Consider the following 17,338-nt stretch of genomic DNA (forward strand, 5'->3'; position numbering starts at 1 on the left):
GGAAGCGACACCCACCGCGCCCCACCCCAGTCGGGACCCTTGCTGTGAACGACGACCAACGCCTCGCGCCGGCTCCCGAACGCGCAGCCGCGCTCATGCACGCGTCCCTGGCGGGCCTGTCGGTCGGGGACGCGTTCGGAGACCAGTTCTTCCTGCACGCCAACCGGCACCTCACCGCGGCGGACGTCCCTTCACCGCCGTGGGAGTGGAGCGACGACACCGAGATGGCCTGCTCGGTCGTCGCCTGCCTGCGCCGTCACGGACGCGTCGACCAGGACGTTCTCGCCGCCTCGTTCGCCGCGCGCATGGACACCGGCCGCCGCTACGGCGCCGGCGCCCTGGAACTCCTCGAACGCATCCGCGACGGACACCCGTGGCGGGCCGCCACGGCCGAGTCCTTCGGAGGCAACGGCTCCTTCGGCAACGGCGCCGCCATGCGTGTCGCCCCCCTCGGCGCCTTCTTCGCCGGCGACCCGGCGCGCGCCGCCGCGGAGGCCGCCCTCCAGGCCGAGATCACCCATGCCCACGCCGAAGGGGTCGCCGGCGCCGTCGCCGTCGCGGTGGCCGCCTCCCTCGCCGCCGCCGGAACCGCCGAGAACCCGATCGAGGCGGCACTCGATCACGTCCCCGGAACCTACGTCCGGCGGGGCCTCCAACGCGCCCGCCGCCTTGGGAAGGCGACACCCGAGCAAGCGGCACGAGCGCTGGGCAACGGATCGCGCATCACCGCCCAGGACACCGTGCCGTTCGCGCTCTGGGCGTCCACCCGCCACCTGGACGATTACCCGAGCGGCATCCGGGCCTGCGTCACGGCCGGCGGCGACATGGACACCACCGCCGCGATCGTCGGCGGCATCATCGCCGCCCGCACCGGAACCGACGGCATCCCACCGGCCTGGCTCGAGCACCGCGAACCCCTCCCCGGCTGGCTGGAGAACTGCCCGGCAGCCTGACACCCGGCGATGGGGGTGGCGGTACGTCGGCCGCACTCGACCTCTACGTGCTCAACCTGTGCGCGGACCCGGACGCCACCAGTTCGCGGTAGCCCACGACGAGCGGATCCGCGCGTCTTGCCGCAGGGACGGCGTCGGCGACCTGGCGGGCCAGGCTGGTCACCATCACGGTGCGCCGCTCGTGCGGCTGGGCCTCGTAAACGGCGTGGGCGTGCCGCACGCCCTCGGTCGCGTCGCCACTACGAACATGCCCGGCAGCGCGCAACAGATTGAGCTGGACGAGGAACCACTGACGGCCGGGGGCGTAACTTCCTGCGCGCGGAAGACGGCGATCGCGGTCGCCGCTCTGAGCGTGTGCCCATGCTTCGGTGTAACGCGGCCGGTCGGGCCCCCTGCGCTCTCGGTTGCGCGGAACCTCACCGATGCATTGCCCGAGAAGGGCAGGACTGACGCTTGTCCGCAAGTCACCTTGAGCCGACGTCCCAGCCACGTGCTTCTGCGATCTGCTCAGCGAGATCGGCCAGTGTCGAGGACGGCCCGCTCGGCCCCCGCCCGGCGCGCAGCACCGACCGGACGGCGGCACGGAGCATCACCTCCGTCCGTGCGGAGACGACCTCCCGCGTGAAGTCGAACACCGTGGCCGTGATCGCCTCTGTCTCTCGCCATGCCTTGGCCAGCGTCAGGGCGAGCTGAAGGTGGACGAGATCGTTGTAGGCGGCCCGGCCCCATTCCCGACCGCGCGCCATGACCGGCCCGGCCTGCGCGTTCGGCATGTACGGGTCGCGTTCAAGGCGACCGTGGGCTGCCTCGTCGAGATAGGGCATCGCGGTTTCGAGGTCGCCGAGCTCCATATGGAGGATGCCGCGATGCCACGCCAGCTCGGAGGAGTCCAGCCACCACGTCCAATGCGGGTCCTTGGGGTGCAGCGACTCCTGCAGGGCGCCGGCGGCCTGGTCGAGGGTCGCGATGGCGCGGGCCCGGTCGCCGCCCTGCGCGAGGGCGCGAGCGGCGCGGAGCTTGAACAGCGCCTCGACGCGCGGGGCGAGCGCGGAGCCCTCGATGCTGTGCTCGGCGATGCTCAGCGCCTCGCGAGAGTGCCGCTGGTGCACGTCGAGCAGCGCGAGGTGAGATAACTCGAACAGTTCCATGGACCGGTCACCGGCGAGGCGGGAAAGCAGCATCGCCTCGTGGACGGTGGCACGGGATTCGCTCAGGCGGTCTGCGTCGTACAAGGTCCATGCGGCGATCTCTCCGGCTTCGCCGGCGGCGGCCTGGAGGTCCTGCTCGTCGGAGTTGTGCAGGCCGGAGGCCAGCGCGGATCGGGCAGTGTGGAACGCGCGGACCGCCAGGTCGGCGATGACGGTTCCGCCGAATCGGGAGTCGAGCATGATCAGGTGCTGGCTGGTGTCACGCACCGTCGCCGCATAGTCGCAGGGCTCTTCACGGTTCCCGGCCAGGACGGGGCCGGGCCGCGTGGCCGTGTCGGCGGCGAAGAGTTCGTCCTCGGATCGGCCGACGACTTGCGCCCACAGGAGCCGGTAGCGGGGCCCCGGAGCGTGCTCTCCGGCCTCGTGACCGCGGATCGTGCGCTCCAGGTCCTTGAGCGCGGGGAGTTGGCGGCGGACACGTAGGGGGGCGAGCTCGCGCCATTGCTCGGCGACGTCGGCGACGGTCAGCCCTGCCGCCTTCCTCGCCGCGCGTAGGCGCGCACCGATGACCGGATTCTCGGACGACATGTTGCGATGCACCTCGGCCGGGATGGTCGCGGACACGGGCCGCGTCCGCGCGTATCCGTGATTATCAGGCTGACGTGCGACGCCCGCCACAGGTTCACTGAACGTGACCGAATCACTCCAGCGAATCGCAGCCAGGGCGGTCCCGTGGACACGAACACGAACGACATCGAGCGGACCAAAGGCCGGCTCCGGGACGAGTTTCCCGAGTGGAACATCATCCATACGCGGGATACGGGGCGGTGGTGGGCGACGTGTGGGCCGCTTCCGCGTGGGGACGTCACCGGGGTCTCCGACGTCGACGCCGACACGGCCGGGGACCTCGCGGCCAAGCTTCGGGCGGTGGCCCGTGACCAGTGAGGCAGTGCCGGGCGACACGGCCGTGATCGATCCCGTTCCGATCCGCGTGCTGGAGGCCCGCCGCATTGAGGCCCGCTACGGCGTGACGGCGGTGTGGTTCGGCTACTTCACGCGGCATTGGTGGGCTCTGGTCGACCTCGCCTGGCTGGTCGAAGGCAAGACCCCCGACCGCCTCGGCGAGGCCATCGTCGCCGCCAGAAGACGCGATCTCCTCCGGGCAGCCGGGGGGACGTGAGCCGGGGTTCGGCGCGGCCGGTCGAGCCGCCCCCCTCGTGCTCCCGGCCGCGTCGAACCCCCCGAACGCCGTCCTCCCGGGCCAATGGCGCGCACCCGGGACCGGCGGCTACCAACCCCTATGCGCGCTGGAGGTGCACATGAGCATCACCGCAGAACAGGCGGTCACCGCCGCCGGAAGTCCACGCGAACTGCTGGACGGCCGACTCTTCGACACGCTTTCCGCGTACGTCGCCCGCCGCCAGGAGGTGACGCTCGCCTACGCCGAGCGCATGGTCGAGCAGATGCTCGTCTGGCTCAAGGCCGTGGCCGACAACCCCGAAGTGCGTCTGGCGATGGACGAGTCCGTCGACCCGGCGTGGCACGCGTTCATCCTGCACAGCCAGGACTACGCCGAGTTCTGCGAGCGGATGTACGGCCGGTACCTGCACCACGTTCCGCCGGGGCTTGACGCGTCCATGAGCCGGGAGGAGGTCGAGCGGACCATGCCGGCACTGCACGCGACCGGCTACCTGGTGGACGCGGAGTTCTGGGTCGGCGCCAAGCCGTGCTGCCCGCCGAATCCGTGCGTCGTGTCGGTCGGTCCGAAGGCATGATCGCCTGGCAGGCTCTTCCGCGGGGCGGTGGCCGCTCGGGGGAGCCTGCCGCCGAAAGGCGAAGACCATGACCACAGGGCACTCCATAGCCCCGGATGCTTCCAAGCGGGACGGCCCGGCGCCGACGCACTTCCACTGCTACCGGTGGTCGGCCGGAGGGCAGGAATGGGAGCGGCTCGGGAAGACCGACACGCTCGACGTGGCCAGCCCGGACCGGCCGCCCGTCCGGACCGTCGACTGGCTCATCAAGTCGGCGCGGTTCGTCGCCGCCGTCCATGCCGAGCCGAAGGACGCCCGTGACTGGCTGATCTCCGAGTGGGAGCAGGCGCGCGAGAAGGCCCTCAACCCCGTCCCGGAGTGGGTGCGCAGCCAGGACCGTGCGGAACGTGCGTTACGGGCGATCGAGACTGCCTGCTGGCCGACCTACAGCCAGTGGCTCACCGGCGGCGTCATCGTCCTCTGGTCCGTCGTCGGCACGGCCGATCACTGCCACTGACCCGTCACGGAAGCCTCGCGCGACGGCCCGGCCGATGTCGGTCATGGTGGGGAGATCACGAGATCTTCGGCAGGCATCCATTTATGGCCGGGGGGATCAGCGGGTGTACGAACTGCCAGCCAGCGGCCGTCGGGTGAGGGCGGAAGTGCCGTGTAGAGCTCGACTCGATCACCGCGGTACTTGTACTTCAATGGACGGTGGCCGTCGGCCGGTTCGTGGTGAACTGGTGACACCGGGGCACTCACGACGGCCCACTGCCGACCGGAGGTCGGCGCAGCCGGTCGGCGGTCAGGCACTGCACCGATATCTTCCGGCTGAGGCGGGTTGAGAGCGCGGCGATAGCAGCGTGAACGGTGCGCGGTGTAGGCGGGCCTCCAAAGCAGCTTGCACCGCTCCTCTCCGGGAGTGCCCGCGTCTACGCCGTAGAACCGCAAGAGGACCACCAGCCTGTCCCAGTGCGGCACGCGCCCCTTGTTCAACCAGCTGCTCAATGTCGCACGTGGTAGGCCGGTCGCTTCTTCGATCTCGCGAAGCGTAGGCCAGCGCCGTTCCCGGCGTAGCCTTTCCAGCTCCCGAAGCAGCCGCTGGATCGAGTCCTGGGGGCGGCTCGTGTCGCGGGACGGTGCGGGTTGGGAACCGCTCATATCTCGATCCCTTCAGACTCCTGTCCCGTGCTTGTCCCGTCCTTTTTATCCTTGACCTCCGGATGTCCGGGAGTGGTTCGGAAAATGTGGCCGACCGATCGACGTCCCGAGAAGCTTCACCTGGCCGCGGGATACGCGGCCAGGAAGGAAAAAGATGATCAAAGGGAGAATGAAGGCCGCGGTCGTTGCGATCACGGCGGTACCGCTCATCAGCGGCGTTGTCTCGATCTCCGCCACTCCGGCGCAAGCGGCCGTCAAGTGCGGGGACAACATCACCACCTATCAGTCCCCGCCGCCGGTCAGCCAGACACTGCAACGGCTGACGTACGTCAACTGCAGTGGCCGGACGCTCCACCGGAAGGCCGACATCGCATGGGCGGCCGACGGCGAGTGCAAGCGGATCGGCCCCTGGGCAACGGTGTCCTTGGCTCGCAACGTCCTCAAGAAGGTGCCCGTTCACATCAAGGGAAGCAAGCGCTGCTAGTCAGGGCTCGCCCACGCTCGCAGTTCTAGTGCGCACTTCGGTGTCCTCGCCACGTATCGCCAGGCGAGGACACCGTTGTGGCTTCGAGGGGGACGGGAATGCGGCCTGGCCGGACGAGTGGCCCGGGCGGCGTGCTCCTGCCATTTTCGCAGGTGGCGGAGCGAGGAGCCTGCAGAACCGCGTCCCGCGCGCCCCACCTCCGATCCCCGACCGGTCATTAACTAATTGACCACGGGTTTCGGGCTCGATCAAATTACCTTTTTGGTCTTTTGTGGTAAGGCTTGCGTGTCTTCCTGAGTGGCGGACGGTTCCAGTTGTGGCGAAGCAAAGCAGGGTTGCCACGAAGCAAACAAGGATGGGGAAACTCATGGAATCGGCATGCGAGGAATCGCGCATCCGACAAGTTGCTCCTCTCTACAGGGGAGGAGACGTACGGTCCGTCCTTCGGACGGATGAGGGACGGGAAGGCTGGGACGCTCTCATGGAGTGCCCCGAGCGTGCCGTCCTGCTGTGGGATCTCAATGGGACGGCTCAGGAGCTCTCCCCGCTCAACGGGATGCCGCGGCTCGACCCCGACGTTCGTCAGGAGATCCCCCGAGTGGGAGAACGGTACGGCGTCAACGGGGTCCTGACGGGATGGCCCTTCTACCAGGTCAGCAACATCGGCCTGGCCGTCCCCTACTGCCACGTCTGGGGGCAGCTCGCCAGCGAGCACTGGGACTGGCAGACGCAGATCCACCGCCAGCTGGTTCCGCCCCCGGCGGGGCTGAGCCGGGTCTACGACAAGGTGCACGAGCTGGTGGAGGAACTCCACCTGAACCCCGAGTGCATCTACTCCAGGTCCCATTCGCTCGTCCTCCGCTATCCGGCGGACGCCTCCGAGGAGGTGGTCGAGCGGCTGGCCGCCGAGATCGGTGAGGTCACCGAGGGCCGCCGGGGACCTGAAGCTGATGAGGGACCGCGGCGTGGTCAAGGTCGCGCCCGCGGGCCTCGACAAGAGGGTCGCGCTCCGGCGGATCCTCAGCGAGTGCGTTCCGTTCGAACCCTCCGTGATCATGAACGCGGGCGACGCGCCCGACAGGGTGATCATGGCCGAGCTCGACGTGGTGCGCCGCGAGGAGGGCATCCCGACCTTCAAGGTGGGCGTCCGCAACCTGGAGGAAGGGGTCGACCTCTTCCTGCCCAGCCCGCCTCGGGGCGTCCTTCCGTTCATGCGAGCGCTGAGGGACGCTCCCGTCCGATAGCGCCGGCTCCGTAGTCGATCCGACTACAGGGCCGTCGCCCCGACCCAGTGGCCCCCGGACATCCGGGGGCCACTGCTTGCTGGAGGAACTCGCGGGCGGACGGGCGTGACGCCTTCGCACGGGCGGTGCCGACGCCAGTGCAAGCGGATCGGCCGCCCGGGCGACCGGCTGGCCCTAGTTGCGCTCGGGCCAGGTGAGGCCCTGGTCGGTCCAGGTGACACCCTTGTTGCGGCAGAGGCAGAAGGGGTGGCCGATGGGGTCGGTGTAGACGCGCCAGCCGTAGCCGTCGGGGCCGATGAAGTCCTGCTGCAGGGACGCGCCGAGAGCCAGGACCCGGGCCTGTTCGGCCTCGATGTCGTCGACTTCGAAGTCGAGGTGGAACTGCTTGGGGTGCTCGCTGTCGGGCCACTGCGGGGCGCGATAGTCCTCCACACGGATGAAGGCCAGCTCGATCTCGCCGAACTGGATACCGGCCCAGTTCTCGTGGCTGCCCTCCTTGACCGGGCGACCCGTCACCTCGGAGTAGAAGGCCGCCAGCTGCATGGTGTCCGGGCAGTCGATGATGAAATCGGTGAGTCGCAGCATTCCGCGATCGTGGCACAAGATCGATGGCCGCCGCCTGCGGGTCGTGGCCCTCCCGGCCGCGGTCGGGCGGGGGTCGGCACTCCGGGCCACTCATCCCCGATGCCGGCTCGGCGGTCCGGAGGGGTCAGCGTGTGCTGCGCAGGCGCAGGATGTAGGCCGCTGTGAGCGCGACGGCGCGGTCCTCGTCCTGCGACAGGTCCGCGAGGGCGCGGGACGCCGTGGTGCCCGGGATGTCCGCGAGTGCCTGGGTCAGGCGGCGGCGGGCGGACGAATCGGCGGCGCCCGGGGCGAGGCGTGCGACGAGGCCGGATGCGATCTCGTCCGCCAGGGTGGGACGGCTCGCGAGGGCGGCCAGTGCGTCGGCCGCGTCGACGTCGTTCGCCTCTTCGGCGACCATGTCGATCAGTGTCGGGACGGCGTCCTCCACGCCCCGTGCGCCGAGAGCGAGAGCCGCATGCCTGCGAACCGCGAGGTCAGGGCTTGTGAGGACGTCCCGCAGCAGCGCGGTCGCCCCGTCGCTCGAAATCTCGGCGACCGACTGGACGGCACGTTTCCGCACCTCGGCGTCCGGTGCGCCGAGGCCCTCCGCCAGCGGCGCCAACGCGCTGTCGCCCGATTGCGCCAGCGCCCATCGGAGGGCTCCGGCGACGTTCGTGTCCGACTCGTTCAGCGCCGCTTCGACCAGGGCGTCCACCGGCACGTCGACCGAGGACAGGGCCGCGCGCTGGCGCTTCCCCGCGCTTTCCGACCCCAGGGCCTGGAGGAGTGCGACGACCTGGAGGACGTCCTCCCAGGCGGCGGGTTCCGCGGCGTCGATCCGGCGGAGGCGCGTGAGCAGCTCCGTCTCGCGTGCGATGCGTTCCCGCGTCTGGCGGATGAGGTCGTCGACGAGCTCCGCGGGCGCGAAGCCGGGATCGTCGAGCGCGCGGCCGACCTCGCGCAGCGACAGGCCCAGCGACCGCAGGCTCTCGATGTGGAAGATCCGCCGGATGTCGTCGCCGGAGTACTCGCGGTAGCCGGCGCCGGTCCGGCCCGTCGGCCGCACCAGGCCGAGCGACTCGTAATGCCTGAGCATGCGGGCGCTGACCCCGGACCGTCGCGCCACGTCCCCGATCAGCAAAACGTCACTCCTCCTGGCCGTTCGCGCCGAGGGCCACGATGCGCTTCGCCTCCTCGATCGCGAACTCGAACGTGGCGTCCGGATCGCGCAGCAGGCGTTCCGTGGCGATCGCGTGCGTGCGCACGCGCGGGTCGGCGCCCGCCTGGGCGGCGCGCAGCACCGGCAGGATCACCTCGCCGAGCGCGATCAGCGCCCGGCTGAGACTCTGCCGCATCGCGCGCTCTCCACGCCCGAACTGGGTCCCGAGCACCGCGGCCAACTCGGGTTCCTCACCGTCGGGGACGAGCACGACCGCCGTCCGCCAGGCGCTCCGCGCCACCTCGTCGTCGGCGTCGGTCAGGAGCTCCCGCGTGATCGCGGGCCAGGCCCGCCGGTCCCCGACCTTGGACAGCGTGTGCAGCGCCTGGCTCCGGGCCTGCGCGCGCTCCGAGCGGAGCTCGCCGATGAGCTTCGGAACCGTCGTCGCCGCGGAATGGCGGGTCAGCGCCCACGTGAGCATGTCGCGGACGAAGAACTCCGGTTCGACCGCGCATCGTTCGATGAGCTTGTCGACGAACTCCGGGTGAGGGGCGGTGCCGACCGCCATCGCCGCACGCAGCCGCACGGACGCGTCGCCGTTCTCCAGCCCCCGGAAAGCCCGGACCGTATCCGGCATGGTCATCGTGACCACCTCCCTGGTCGCAGTGAAGAGCCTGTCACCGTGTCAAGGTCAAGCGCGGTCACGTCGCGGTGGCGCATGGTTTGAGGGCGGGGACGGTGTGAAATAACAGCATCTGATTACTCTCGGGGGGAACTCGTGCGCACGCTGTTGAACGTCCTCTGGCTGGTCCTGGCGGGCTTCTGGATGGCGATGGGCTACGTGGTCGCCGGGGTGATCTGCTGCATCCTCATCATCACCATCCCGTTCGGCATCGCCTCGTTCCGCATCGCGGGCTTCGCGCTGTGGCCGTTCGGCCGGACGACCGTGCCGAGGCGGGACGCGGGCGCGGGCTCGCTCATCGGGAACATCATCTGGATCGTCTTCGCGGGATGGTGGCTGGCCCTCGGCCACCTCGTCACCGGCGTCCTGCTCTGCATCACGATCATCGGGATCCCGTTCGGCATCGCCAACTTCAAACTGATCCCGATCTCGCTCACCCCGCTGGGCCAGGAGATCGTCCCGTCGGACCGCACCGCGACCTTCTGAACGGCCCCTCTTCCCAGGGCTTCACGGGGTCGGACGGGGCGGTTACCCTCTAACTGGCGTCCACGCCGGTCGTATGTGCCTTGCTCTGGGAGAGCCCCGTCCCCACGGGACTTGTACGGCTCCTGCACCGGCTCCTCTGTCCCGCTCAGCTGAGGAGTCGTTCCCCGTGAAGCTCAAGCACGCGCACTTCAAGCACAGACCGTCCGGCCGCGCGGCCGGCGCCGCACTGGCCTCCGCCGCGGTCGCCGCCGTCCTGTCGCTCGGCACTCTGGTCGCGGTGTCGGCGCCGTCGTCGGCCCAGCCCGCGTCCGCGGTCGCCTGCACGTATCCGGCGTGGGCGGAGGGCACCTCGTACAAGGTCGGCGACAAGGTCGTCTACAGCGGCCACGGCTACGAGGCGATCGTCGCCCACACCGCCTACCCGGGCGCCGGCTGGAATCCCGCGTCCACCGCCACGCTGTGGCGCGAGCTGGGCACCTGCGACACGTCCGAGCCGCCCACCACCCCGCCGACGACGCCGCCCACCACGGACCCGCCGACCACCCCGCCGCCGGGCGGGGACGAGACCTGCGCGGTGAAGTCGAAGCCCGCGGGCAAGATCCTCCAGGGCTACTGGGAGAACTGGGACGGCTCGTCCAACGGGGTCCACCCGCCGTTCGGCTGGACGCCGATCGACAACCCCGTGATCAAGCAGCACGGCTACAACGTGATCAACGCGGCGTTCCCCGTCATCCGCTCGGACGGCACCGTCCTGTGGGAGGACGGCATGGACGCGACGGTCAAGGTCTCCACCCCCGCCCAGATGTGCGCGGCGAAGGCGGCGGGCGCGACCATCCTGATGTCGATCGGCGGCGCCGCCGCGGGCATCGACCTCAGCTCCAGCACCGTCGCCGACCGGTTCGTCCAGACGGTCGTGCCGATCCTGAAGCGGTACAACTTCGACGGGATCGACATCGACATCGAGACGGGCCTGTCGGGCAGCGGGAACATCAACCAGCTGTCGGCGTCGCAGTCCAACCTGATCCGCATCATCGACGGCGTCCTCGGCCAGATGCCGTCCGGCTTCGGGCTCACGATGGCGCCCGAGACCGCGTACGTGACCGGCGGCAGCGTCACCTACGGCTCCATCTGGGGCGCCTACCTGCCGATCGTCAAGAAGTACGCGGACAACGGCCGGCTGTGGTGGCTGAACATGCAGTACTACAACGGCAGCATGTACGGCTGCTCGGGCGACTCCTACTCCGCCGGGACGGTCGAGGGCTTCGTGAAGCAGACCGAGTGCCTGAACAACGGCCTGACCGTCCAGGGCACCACCATCAAGGTCCCCTACGACAAGCAGGCCCCGGGGCTTCCCGCGCAGCCGGGCGCGGGCGGCGGCTACATGTCGCCGGGCCTCGTCGGCCAGGCGTGGAACCACTTCAACGGCCAGTTGAAGGGCCTGATGACCTGGTCCATCAACTGGGACGGGTCGAAGAGCTGGACGTTCGGCGACAACGCCCGCGGCCTCCAGGGCCGCTGACGAGGGGGCGGGCCCGGCGGCGCCCGCCGGGCCCGCCCTCCCCCGTCCTCAGGAGGTCCAGGGGGTGCCGGTCAGGCGTTCGTAGACCTCGGTGTAGCGGGCGCGGGTGGCCTCCACGACCTCGTCGGGGATGGCGGGGCCGGGCGGGGTGCGGTCCCAGTCGAGCGTGCTGCTCCAGTCGCGCACGAACTGCTTGTCGAGGGAGTGCTGCGGGCGGCCGGGCACCCACTGGTCGGCGGGCCAGAAGCGGGACGAGTCGGGCGTGAGCACCTCGTCGCCGAGGACGAGGGTGCCGTCGGCGGCGCGCCCGAACTCCAGCTTGGTGTCGGCGATGATGATGCCGCGCTCGGCGGCGAGGGCCGCGCCGCGCTTGTAGATCTCCAGGGTGACGTCCTTGAGGCGCGCGGCGGTGTCGTCGCCGATCTCGCGGACCACGTCGTCGTAGGTGATGAACTCGTCGTGGCCCTCGGTGGCCTTGGTGGTCGGGGTGAAGATCGGCTCCGGCAGCCGGGACGCCTCGACCAGGCCGTCCGGCAGGGGGACGCCCGAGACCGTGCCGGACTTCTGGTACTCCTTCAGGCCGAGCCCGGCGAGGTGCCCGCGCGCGATCCACTCGACGGGCAGCATGGTGAGGCGGCGGCAGCGGATGGCGCGCCCGGCCCACTCCCGCGGCACGTCGGTGGCCGACACGACGTGGTTCGGGATGATGTCGGCGAGCCGCTCGAACCACCAGAGGGACAGCTGCGTGAGGATCTTCCCCTTGTCGGGGATCGGGGTCGGCAGGACGACGTCGTAGACGCTCACCCGGTCGGACGCGACGAGGATCAGTTCGTCGCCGTCCGCGTAGACGTCCCTGACCTTGCCCGAGTGGACCAACTCCATGACGCTCCCCATCCAGCCGCCGTGCCGGTAAAAGTCTTCCACAGCGCCGCCCCGCGACCTGCGGCGGCTCCGGCCCGCCGTGCCGGGCCCCGCCGCCCCGCGCGCCAATTCACCTTCAAGTAACACAAGCCAGGACGTATGGGGCAGCGGTCTCCGGGTACGGCGGCCGTGAACCCGTACAGGGAGATGTGCTTATGAAGGACCGCGTATCGCCCGAGGTGGAGCTGGCGTGGGAGGACTTCCACCGGCTCGTGAACATGACCTCCGACGAACTGCGCACCTGGTTGCTCACGGACGCGTCCGGCGAGGCGGCGTTCCCGGCCGACGGCCCCGGCCCCGGGGTGTCCGAGCTGGGAGCCCGCGTGGTGGACGTGCTGCGCAAGCGGAAGGTCGACCTGACCGAAAGCGACGGGGAGGTGATGCAGGAGGTCGTCGGCTACGTGGAGGACCGCCTGGAGCACCGGCCGCCGAACGCGGAACGGGACGAGGAGTGGCGCCACGCGCTGATGAGCGTGGGGCACGACCCGCTGCGTCCCGGACCGTCCAGCGCCTAGGAGGCGAGAGCATGCCGAACCCGCAGCAGCCCGAGATCCGGCGGTCCGGGAAGACCGCGGTGACGGACGAGCCCGCGCCCGAGGCCACCGACCCGAAGTCGACGAGGGCCAAGGGCCACGCGCACGGCACCGACAAGGGGAACAGGGGCGGCGGCAAGGGCGGCGGCACACCGCCGGCACAGAAGCCGCCGCACCCCGCCTAACAGCAGGTCGGAGGCCGTCCCGGAGAGAGTCCGGGGCGGCCTCCCGTCTGCTGCTGCGCGGGCCGGTTCCGTCCGGCCGGGGCGTGCGGTCGATTGACAACGGAAGAGGGAGGGGTGGTACGAGGGTGTTCGAGTTGTCCCCCGGGCAGGGTTGGGTGGAGATCGGCGAGCTGCTGCTCGCCATGGTGCTGTCGGCCGCGATCGGTCTGGAACGAGGGCTGCGCAACAAGAGCGCGGGGCTGCGCACGCACACCCTCGTCGGCGTCGGCGCGGCCCTGTTCATGCTGGTGAGCAAGTACGGGTTCGAGAACGTCCCCGGGAACGTGTCGCTGGACCCCTCCCGGGTCGCGGCGCAGATCGTGTCCGGCATCGGCTTCATCGGCGGCGGGCTGATCTTCGTCCGCCGGGACGCGGTGCGCGGCCTCACGACCGCCGCCGTCGTGTGGGTGACCGCGGCCGTCGGCATGGCGGCCGGCGGCGGGCTGCCGGTCCTCGCGGTGGCGGTCACCGCGATCCACTTCCTCGTCGTCTACGGGCTGAGCGGGCTGACGAAGAGGCTGCCGCTGGAGCGGTACCGCCGGGCCGGGGTCGCGCGGATGCGGATCGTCTACCGGGACGGGCACGGCGTGCTGCGGCAGGTCCTGATGGAGTCCACGCGGCGCGACTTCGTGATCCTGGAGGTCGACGTCGACCGCGACCACCTGCCGGACGACTCCGACCGCGGCCGGGACGAACGCCGCGACCGGCGCGAACCCGACCGGCGCCGGCCGGGCAACGCCGTGGTGTCGCTCACGCTGGAGGGAACGGGCTCGGTCCCGGACCTCGCCGCGGTCCTGAGCGAACTGGACGACGTCGTCGGCGTCACGGTCGGGGCCGACCGGGACGACAGCGAGTGAGGGGCCGGGAGCCCCGGGCGGGTCAGGGGACCTCGGTCTGCGGGCTGTAGCCGTCGTCCTCCCCGCCCGGGGTCTCGGCCTCGGCGATCGGCGGGTCGGTGGGGCCGGGCGTGTGCTCGGCGCCCACGTCGGCGTCGTCCTCCTGCGGCGCCCCGGCCTCGGCGCGCCGGTCGGCGAGCGGCTTGTCCTCATCGTTCCTGCGGTCGGTCATCGCACCCTCCTCAGGGAAGGGACGGCCCGGCGGGCCGCCCGGGTCGCGCGGGTCAGCCGCGGGCCTTGCCGATGGCGTCGCGGACGCGGTCGGCGACGGCCGCCATCGGGCCGAGCGCGAGGTTCTTGGTGGGCGACTCCGTCCCCTGGTGGGGATGGGTCGGGGCGACCGCCTCGGCGAGCTTGACGGCCGCGGCCATGCCGCGCATCTGCTCGGGCGTGGCCTCGCGGGCGATGCGCGGGAACTCCTCCTTCTCCTCGTGCGAGGCGTGCGCGTCGAGGTCGCGGTGGAACCTGGCGAACGTCTCCTCGAACTCGACGGACTCGGGGTCCATCTTCTCCAGGTCCGACAGGACGCCCTTGGCCTTGTTCTCCTCCTCCAGCCGCTCGTCCACCACCCGGGAGCCGTCGCCGGCGCGCCGGGCGAACGGGTGGACGACCTCCTCTTCGGCGGTCTCGTGCACGGCGAGAAGCCTGCGCAGCCGGTCGAAGGCGTCCTTGCGCACCTTGCCGTGGTTCTTCTCCACGGTCGTGGCGAGGTGGCGGATCTCCTCGTGCTGCGCGAGCAGCAGATCGACGACGTTCTCCTTCGTGGCCTGGTCGGCCATGTCCAACCTCCCGTGAGTGTTCGTCTTCTCGGGCTCGATTCGTGGCGATACCCGAGGTGAGGGCTTCAACCATCCGGGCGGCGCGGCGGGCTGAGTAGGGTGAGCGCATGCTGTTGGGGCGGGACGGGGAACTGGCCGCGATCGACGGACTCCTCGACCGGGCCCGCGCCGGGCGCAGCGGGACCCTCGTGCTGCGCGGCGAGGCCGGGATCGGGAAGTCCGCCCTCCTCGACCACGCCGCCGGCGCCGCGGACGGCATGCGCGTCCTGCGCGGGACGGGCGTCGAGACCGAGAGCGGCATGCCGTACGCGGGCCTGCACCTGCTGCTCGGCCGCCACCTCGACCGGATCGGCGGCCTGCCGTACGCGCAGGCCGAGGCGCTGCGAGCGGCCCTCAACATGGGCGGCCCGGAGGCTGAGAGCGACCGGTTCCTCGTGGGGCTCGCGGTGCTGACCCTGCTGGCCGACCTGGCGGAGGAGCGGCCGCTGCTCTGCCTGGTCGACGACGCGCACTGGATGGACGGCGCGTCCGCGGAGGCGCTGCTGTTCGCCGCCCGCCGCCTCGACGCCGAACCCATCGCGGTCGTGTTCGCGGCACGCGACGCGGTCGGGCCGGAATGCGCCGCCCCCGAGTTCGTCGCGCAGGGGCTGCCAGAGCTGTACCTGCGCGGCCTCGACGGGGACGCGGCGGCCGCGCTGCTGGCCGACCGGGCCCCGGGCCTGCCCGGCCACGTCCGGCGGGAGATCCTCGCCGGGGCGATGGGCAACCCGCTCGCGCTGCTCGAACTGCCGGGCCGGGGCGGGCACGGGTCGGCCTACGAGCGGATCCTGCGGTCGTTCGCCGAGCGGATCGCCGCGCTGCCGGAGCCGGCGCGCAGGCTCGTCCTGCTGGTCGGCGTCGACGACCTCGGCGACGCCGGGGTGGTGGTGAAGGCGGCGGGCCGGTCCGGCGCCGCCGCCTCCATCGACGACCTGGAGCCCGCCGAGCGCGCGGGTCTGCTGCGCACCACGTCCGACGGGCGGCTGGAGGTGCGGCACCCGCTGATCCGCACCGCCGCCGTGCGGGAGGCGACGCTCGGCCTGCGCCTGGCCGCCCACAGGGCGCTGGCGGAGGCGTACCTGGAGCGCGGCGACGTCTGCCACCACGCCTGGCACCTCGCCCGCTCGGTGACGGAACCGGACGAGCACGTCGCGGCCGTGCTGGAGAGGACCGCCGAGACCGAGCGGAACGCGGGCGGCAACGCGGCCGTCGCCGCCATGTACGAGGCCGCCGCCGATCTCACCCCGGACCAGGCCGAGCGCGGCCGGCGGCTGGCCGCGGCGGCGCGGGCGTCGGCCGACGCGGGGCTGCCCGAGCGCGCGGTCGAGCTGGCGGCGCGGGCGGAGGCCGACCTGCCGGACCCGCTGGCGCGGGCGGAGCTGACGCTGATCCGGGCGTCGCTCGCCGACGAGCAGGACCGGGCGGGGGACGCCCACCGGCTGTTCGCCGAGACGGCGGCGTCGGTCACCCGGCTCGATCCCCGCACGTCCGGCTACCTGTACTTCCAGGCCGCGGCCGCCGCCGCCAACGCCGGGGACTTCGCCGCGATGGACGGCATCGCCGCCGAGGGCGTGCGCCTCGGCGTCCCGAACGCGCCGCACCTGCGGGCGCTGAGCCGGGTGTTCGCCGGGCAGAACCCGCTCGCGGACGCCGATCCGGCGGACGGCGTGGCGGCGCTGCGCGAGCTGATGGACGCGATGGGCGCTTGCTACGCGCCGCGCGACCGGATCCGCGCGGGCATGTGGCATCTCATGATCGGCGACGTGCGGGGCGCGGCCGAGGTCGCGGCCGACCTGGAGCGGCGCTTCCGCGACCGGGGCGCGATCGGGCTGCTCGCGCCCGTCCTGATGCTCCGGACCCGGACCGACCTGATGCTCGGCAGGTTCCGCGACGCGCTGACCGGCGCGACGGAGGGCGCGCGGATCGCCACCGACACCGGCCAGCACCGCATCCGCGTCTACCTCGACACCAGCCTGGGCCAGCTCGCCGCGATCCAGGGCGACGAGGAGCGCTGCCTGGAGCTGACAGAGGAGGCGCTGTCACGCGGCCTCCCGCCGAGCAACGTGCACGCCGCCGCCGCGCGCAGCCTGCTCGACCTCGGGCTCGGCCGGTACGAGGCGGCTCTGGAACGTCTCGCCGACGTCGTAGCCGGGCCCACCCGGCAAGGCGCCATCGCCGCTCTGCCCGACATGGTCGAAGCGGCCGTCAGAGCCGGTGTCCCAGAGCGCGCGCGGGACGCCGCTGTCTGGCACGCCGATTGGGCCGCGCAGACTCAGCAGCCCTGGGCGCAGGCCGTCGCGGCACGCTGCGCGGCCCTCCTGGCCACGGACGACCCAGACCCGCTGTACTCGAAGGCCCTCGATCTGCACCGCGAGGGAGGGACGCCGTTCGAGCAGGCGCGCACCGAGCTGCTGTACGGGGAGTTCCTGCGGAGGTCACGCCGCAGGAACGACGCACGAGCGCGGCTGCATGCGGCACTGGAGGCGTTCGAGCGGCTCGGCGCCGCACCCTGGACGGAACGCGCACGGACGGAACTGCGCGCCGCCGGGGAGAGCCTCACCGGCGGCCGCGACGACCCAACCGCCCGGGACGACCTCGCCGCCCGGCTCACCCCGCAGGAACTCCAGGTCACCCGGCTGGCGGCGACGGGCCTGAGCAACCGGGAGATCGGCGCCCAGCTGTTCCTCAGTCCCCGGACCGTCGGCTACCACCTCTACAAGGCCTACCCCAAGCTCGGCGTCACCACGAGAGCGGCCCTGGCCCGCCTCGACCTGGGTTAGTCCGTGTTTTCA

21 protein-coding genes are annotated in these 17,338 nt (G+C 71.5%); 13 read left to right on the forward strand and 8 right to left on the reverse strand.

The genetic code is table 11. The features are described 5' to 3' along the window. Positions 1 to 44: 44 nt before the first annotated feature. Positions 45 to 953, forward strand: coding sequence for an ADP-ribosylglycohydrolase family protein (locus BJY14_RS22985; RefSeq protein WP_312879363.1), 909 nt, complete (start codon positions 45 to 47; stop codon positions 951 to 953). Positions 954 to 996: 43 nt separating this feature from the next. Here BJY14_RS22985 and BJY14_RS22990 read toward each other — a convergent pair whose 3' ends face one another. Next, positions 997 to 1,218 (reverse strand): hypothetical protein, encoded by a 222-nt coding sequence (locus BJY14_RS22990; protein WP_179845518.1) that lies wholly within the window; start codon positions 1,216 to 1,218, stop codon positions 997 to 999. Between the two features lie 199 nt (positions 1,219 to 1,417). Beyond that, a complete protein-coding gene (locus tag BJY14_RS22995; RefSeq protein ID WP_179845519.1) occupies positions 1,418 to 2,725 on the reverse strand; it encodes an NsdA family TPR-like regulatory protein in 1,308 nt (435 codons plus the stop codon). A 108-nt stretch (positions 2,726 to 2,833) separates the two neighbouring features. Between BJY14_RS22995 and BJY14_RS23000 the strand changes: the two genes are divergently transcribed. The 6 genes from BJY14_RS23000 to BJY14_RS23025 all read left to right on the forward strand — a co-directional run bounded on the left by BJY14_RS23000 (position 2,834) and on the right by BJY14_RS23025 (position 6,744). Continuing rightward, complete coding sequence (locus BJY14_RS23000; RefSeq protein WP_179845520.1) at positions 2,834 to 3,046, forward strand: hypothetical protein; 213 nt, start codon at positions 2,834 to 2,836, stop codon at positions 3,044 to 3,046. Then, entirely contained in the window at positions 3,036 to 3,281 is a 246-nt protein-coding gene (locus BJY14_RS23005; RefSeq protein WP_179845521.1) for a hypothetical protein, read from the forward strand. Before BJY14_RS23000 ends, BJY14_RS23005 begins: the two co-directional genes overlap by 11 nt. 139 nt (positions 3,282 to 3,420) lie before the next feature. After that, entirely contained in the window at positions 3,421 to 3,876 is a 456-nt protein-coding gene (locus BJY14_RS23010) for a UCP032817 domain-containing protein (protein ID WP_179845522.1), read from the forward strand. A 67-nt stretch (positions 3,877 to 3,943) separates the two neighbouring features. Further along, on the forward strand, positions 3,944 to 4,372 hold the full coding sequence (locus BJY14_RS23015; RefSeq protein WP_179845523.1) for a hypothetical protein: 429 nt from the start codon (positions 3,944 to 3,946) through the stop codon (positions 4,370 to 4,372). A 798-nt stretch (positions 4,373 to 5,170) separates the two neighbouring features. Further along, entirely contained in the window at positions 5,171 to 5,500 is a 330-nt protein-coding gene (locus BJY14_RS23020) for a hypothetical protein (RefSeq protein ID WP_179845524.1), read from the forward strand. Positions 5,501 to 6,414: 914 nt separating this feature from the next. Further along, complete coding sequence (locus tag BJY14_RS23025; protein WP_218905559.1) at positions 6,415 to 6,744, forward strand: HAD family hydrolase; 330 nt, start codon at positions 6,415 to 6,417, stop codon at positions 6,742 to 6,744. 174 nt (positions 6,745 to 6,918) lie between these two features. Here the strand turns inward: BJY14_RS23025 and BJY14_RS23030 are convergent, their stop codons facing one another. From BJY14_RS23030 to BJY14_RS23040, 3 genes are all read right to left on the reverse strand, one after another. Further along, positions 6,919 to 7,329: a VOC family protein gene (locus BJY14_RS23030; protein WP_179845526.1), complete on the reverse strand. Its 411-nt coding sequence runs from the start codon at positions 7,327 to 7,329 to the stop codon at positions 6,919 to 6,921. Positions 7,330 to 7,453: 124 nt separating this feature from the next. Next, on the reverse strand, positions 7,454 to 8,449 hold the full coding sequence (locus tag BJY14_RS23035; RefSeq protein WP_179845527.1) for a HEAT repeat domain-containing protein: 996 nt from the start codon (positions 8,447 to 8,449) through the stop codon (positions 7,454 to 7,456). 4 nt (positions 8,450 to 8,453) lie between these two features. Further along, the gene (locus BJY14_RS23040) at positions 8,454 to 9,110 is read right to left on the reverse strand and encodes a HEAT repeat domain-containing protein (RefSeq protein WP_179845528.1); all 657 of its coding nucleotides are present in this window, start codon (positions 9,108 to 9,110) and stop codon (positions 8,454 to 8,456) included. A gap of 135 nt (positions 9,111 to 9,245) precedes the next feature. On the opposite strand from BJY14_RS23040, the gene BJY14_RS23045 reads away from it, so the two are divergent. Together BJY14_RS23045 and BJY14_RS23050 are read left to right on the forward strand one after the other, a co-directional pair. After that, positions 9,246 to 9,635 (forward strand): YccF domain-containing protein, encoded by a 390-nt coding sequence (locus tag BJY14_RS23045; RefSeq protein ID WP_179845529.1) that lies wholly within the window; start codon positions 9,246 to 9,248, stop codon positions 9,633 to 9,635. 166 nt (positions 9,636 to 9,801) lie between these two features. Then, positions 9,802 to 11,154 carry a carbohydrate-binding protein gene (locus BJY14_RS23050; RefSeq protein ID WP_312879365.1) on the forward strand — a complete coding sequence of 451 codons (1,353 nt, stop codon included), beginning with the start codon at positions 9,802 to 9,804 and terminating at the stop codon, positions 11,152 to 11,154. A 48-nt stretch (positions 11,155 to 11,202) separates the two neighbouring features. On the opposite strand, the gene BJY14_RS23055 is transcribed toward BJY14_RS23050, so the two are convergent. Beyond that, positions 11,203 to 12,036, reverse strand: a complete 834-nt coding sequence (locus tag BJY14_RS23055; RefSeq protein WP_179845530.1) for a phosphoribosylaminoimidazolesuccinocarboxamide synthase — start codon at positions 12,034 to 12,036, stop codon at positions 11,203 to 11,205. A 194-nt stretch (positions 12,037 to 12,230) separates the two neighbouring features. On the opposite strand from BJY14_RS23055, the gene BJY14_RS23060 reads away from it, so the two are divergent. The 3 genes from BJY14_RS23060 to BJY14_RS23070 all read left to right on the forward strand — a co-directional run bounded on the left by BJY14_RS23060 (position 12,231) and on the right by BJY14_RS23070 (position 13,689). Beyond that, positions 12,231 to 12,590 carry a DUF3140 domain-containing protein gene (locus tag BJY14_RS23060; protein ID WP_179845531.1) on the forward strand — a complete coding sequence of 120 codons (360 nt, stop codon included), beginning with the start codon at positions 12,231 to 12,233 and terminating at the stop codon, positions 12,588 to 12,590. A gap of 11 nt (positions 12,591 to 12,601) precedes the next feature. Beyond that, the gene (locus BJY14_RS23065) at positions 12,602 to 12,793 is read left to right on the forward strand and encodes a hypothetical protein (RefSeq protein ID WP_179845532.1); all 192 of its coding nucleotides are present in this window, start codon (positions 12,602 to 12,604) and stop codon (positions 12,791 to 12,793) included. A gap of 125 nt (positions 12,794 to 12,918) precedes the next feature. Beyond that, complete coding sequence (locus BJY14_RS23070) at positions 12,919 to 13,689, forward strand: MgtC/SapB family protein (protein WP_312879366.1); 771 nt, start codon at positions 12,919 to 12,921, stop codon at positions 13,687 to 13,689. A gap of 22 nt (positions 13,690 to 13,711) precedes the next feature. Here BJY14_RS23070 and BJY14_RS23075 read toward each other — a convergent pair whose 3' ends face one another. Both BJY14_RS23075 and BJY14_RS23080 read right to left on the reverse strand, forming a co-directional pair. Then, positions 13,712 to 13,900, reverse strand: coding sequence for a hypothetical protein (locus BJY14_RS23075; RefSeq protein ID WP_179838061.1), 189 nt, complete (start codon positions 13,898 to 13,900; stop codon positions 13,712 to 13,714). A gap of 52 nt (positions 13,901 to 13,952) precedes the next feature. Then, entirely contained in the window at positions 13,953 to 14,507 is a 555-nt protein-coding gene (locus BJY14_RS23080) for a hemerythrin domain-containing protein (protein WP_179845533.1), read from the reverse strand. 107 nt (positions 14,508 to 14,614) lie between these two features. Between BJY14_RS23080 and BJY14_RS23085 the strand changes: the two genes are divergently transcribed. Continuing rightward, positions 14,615 to 17,326, forward strand: a complete 2,712-nt coding sequence (locus BJY14_RS23085) for a helix-turn-helix transcriptional regulator (protein ID WP_179845534.1) — start codon at positions 14,615 to 14,617, stop codon at positions 17,324 to 17,326. The last annotated feature ends 12 nt before the right edge of the window (positions 17,327 to 17,338 follow it).

It is taken from the genome of Actinomadura luteofluorescens (assembly GCF_013409365.1).
In the GTDB taxonomy this organism is placed as follows: domain Bacteria; phylum Actinomycetota; class Actinomycetes; order Streptosporangiales; family Streptosporangiaceae; genus Spirillospora; species Spirillospora luteofluorescens.

What these genes read in the sequence shown, in the direction of transcription:
- BJY14_RS23010 (WP_179845522.1), top strand. Translation starts at nt 3,421, where the DNA reads ATGAGCATCACCGCAGAACAGGCGGTCACCGCCGCCGGAAGTCCACGC.
- BJY14_RS23015 (WP_179845523.1), top strand. Translation starts at nt 3,944, where the DNA reads ATGACCACAGGGCACTCCATAGCCCCGGATGCTTCCAAGCGGGACGGC.
- BJY14_RS23020 (WP_179845524.1), top strand. Translation starts at nt 5,171, where the DNA reads ATGATCAAAGGGAGAATGAAGGCCGCGGTCGTTGCGATCACGGCGGTA.
- BJY14_RS23030 (WP_179845526.1), bottom strand. Translation starts at nt 7,329, where the DNA reads ATGCTGCGACTCACCGATTTCATCATCGACTGCCCGGACACCATGCAG.
- BJY14_RS23040 (WP_179845528.1), bottom strand. Translation starts at nt 9,110, where the DNA reads ATGACCATGCCGGATACGGTCCGGGCTTTCCGGGGGCTGGAGAACGGC.
- BJY14_RS23055 (WP_179845530.1), bottom strand. Translation starts at nt 12,036, where the DNA reads ATGGAGTTGGTCCACTCGGGCAAGGTCAGGGACGTCTACGCGGACGGC.
- BJY14_RS23060 (WP_179845531.1), top strand. Translation starts at nt 12,231, where the DNA reads ATGAAGGACCGCGTATCGCCCGAGGTGGAGCTGGCGTGGGAGGACTTC.
- BJY14_RS23065 (WP_179845532.1), top strand. Translation starts at nt 12,602, where the DNA reads ATGCCGAACCCGCAGCAGCCCGAGATCCGGCGGTCCGGGAAGACCGCG.
- BJY14_RS23075 (WP_179838061.1), bottom strand. Translation starts at nt 13,900, where the DNA reads ATGACCGACCGCAGGAACGATGAGGACAAGCCGCTCGCCGACCGGCGC.
- BJY14_RS23080 (WP_179845533.1), bottom strand. Translation starts at nt 14,507, where the DNA reads ATGGCCGACCAGGCCACGAAGGAGAACGTCGTCGATCTGCTGCTCGCG.
- BJY14_RS23085 (WP_179845534.1), top strand. Translation starts at nt 14,615, where the DNA reads ATGCTGTTGGGGCGGGACGGGGAACTGGCCGCGATCGACGGACTCCTC.